The following is a 1,791-nucleotide window of genomic DNA, read 5'->3' on the forward strand; positions in this document are numbered from 1 at the left end:
CTGCCGCGCGGGGCGGAGATCATCGTGAACACGGACGAGTTCACCAGGCGTGCGCTGCAGAAGGTCGGCTACGAGGCCTCCCCGCTGGAGGACGGGTCGCTGGACGGCTACAGCCTGCATCCGGTGCCGCTGACCACTTTGACGGTGGAGGCGCTGAAGGAGTTCGACCTCTCCCGCAAGGAGGCCGAGCGCAGCAAGAACATGTTCGCGCTGGGTCTTTTGTCGTGGATGTACCACCGGCCGACCGAGGGCACGGAGAGGTTCCTGAGGTCGAAGTTCGCGAAGAAGCCCGAGATCATGAAGGCGAACATCGCGGCGTTTAGGGCGGGCTGGAACTTCGGGGAGACGACGGAGGACTTCGCGGTCTCCTACGAGGTCGCCCCGGCGGCCGCCGCGTTCCCGACCGGCACCTACCGCAACATCTCCGGCAACCTCGCCCTGGCCTACGGCCTGATCACGGCTTCGCAGCAGGCGGATCTGCCGCTGTTCCTGGGCTCGTATCCGATCACTCCGGCCTCGGACATCCTGCACGAGTTGTCCCGGCACAAGAACTTCGGGGTGCGCACCTTCCAGGCGGAGGACGAGATCGCGGGGATCGGCGCGGCTTTGGGGGCGGCGTTCGGTGGCTCGCTCGCGGTGACGACGACTTCCGGGCCGGGGGTTGCGCTCAAGAGCGAGACGATCGGGCTGGCGGTGTCGCTGGAGTTGCCGCTGCTGGTGGTGGACATCCAGCGCGGCGGGCCGTCGACGGGGTTGCCGACGAAGACGGAGCAGGCGGATCTGCTGCAGGCGATGTTCGGGCGTAACGGTGAGGCGCCGGTGCCGATCGTCGCGCCGAGGACGCCGGCGGACTGCTTCGAGGCGGCGTTGGAGGCGGCGAGGATCGCGCTGACCTACCGCACCCCGGTGATGCTGCTCTCGGACGGGTATCTGGCCAACGGTTCCGAGCCGTGGCGGATCCCGGACCTGGAGGAACTGCCCGATCTGCGGGTGCAGTTCGCCTCCGGCCCCAACCACACCCTGGCCGACGGCACCGAGGTGTTCTGGCCCTACAAGCGGGACCCGCAGACCCTGGCGCGGCCGTGGGCGGTGCCGGGGACGCCGGGTCTGGAGCACCGCATCGGCGGCATCGAGAAGCAGGACGGGACCGGGAACATCTCCTACGACCCGGCCAACCACGACTTCATGGTCCGCACCCGCCAGGCCAAGATCGACAACATCGCGGTGCCGGACATCGAGGTCGACGACCCCACCGGCGGCGCGAAGACCCTGGTCCTGGGCTGGGGCTCGACGTACGGGCCGATCACGGCGGCGGTCCGCAGGCTGCGCGCGGCCGGCGAGTCCATCGCCCAGGCCCACCTGCGCCACCTCAACCCCTTCCCGGCCAACCTCGGCGAGGCGCTGAAGCGGTACGACAAGGTGGTGATCCCCGAGATGAACCTCGGGCAGCTCGCCACCCTGATCCGGGCGAAGTACCTGGTCGACGCCCACTCCTACAACCAGGTCAACGGCATGCCGTTCAAGGCGGAACAGCTCGCCAAGGCGCTGAAGGAGGCCATCGATGACTGACGCCGGCAACGGACTGCTGCAACTGGTCCCCAAGGCCGAGGCCAAGCAGTCGATGAAGGACTTCAAGTCGGACCAGGAGGTGCGCTGGTGCCCAGGCTGCGGTGACTACGCGATCCTGGCCGCCGTCCAGGGCTTCATGCCGGAGCTGGGGCTGGCGAAGGAGAACATCGTCTTCGTCTCCGGCATCGGCTGCTCCTCCCGCTTCCCGTACTACATGAACAC

1 protein-coding gene and 1 pseudogene are annotated in these 1,791 nt (G+C 68.1%); both read left to right on the forward strand.

Features of this window, described 5'->3' with window-relative positions:
- A partial coding sequence (locus ABT288_RS49870; protein WP_351623442.1) for a 2-oxoacid:acceptor oxidoreductase subunit alpha occupies nucleotides 1-1,569 on the forward strand: 1,569 nt, incomplete at its 5' end.
- Nucleotides 1,562-1,791 (forward strand): annotated as a pseudogene (locus ABT288_RS49875) (2-oxoacid:ferredoxin oxidoreductase subunit beta); the annotation flags it as partial. The gene ABT288_RS49870 and the pseudogene ABT288_RS49875, both read left to right, overlap by 8 nt.

The sequence above is a fragment of the Streptomyces sp. NPDC001093 genome (assembly GCF_040298985.1).
Classification (GTDB): Bacteria; Actinomycetota; Actinomycetes; order Streptomycetales; family Streptomycetaceae; genus Streptomyces.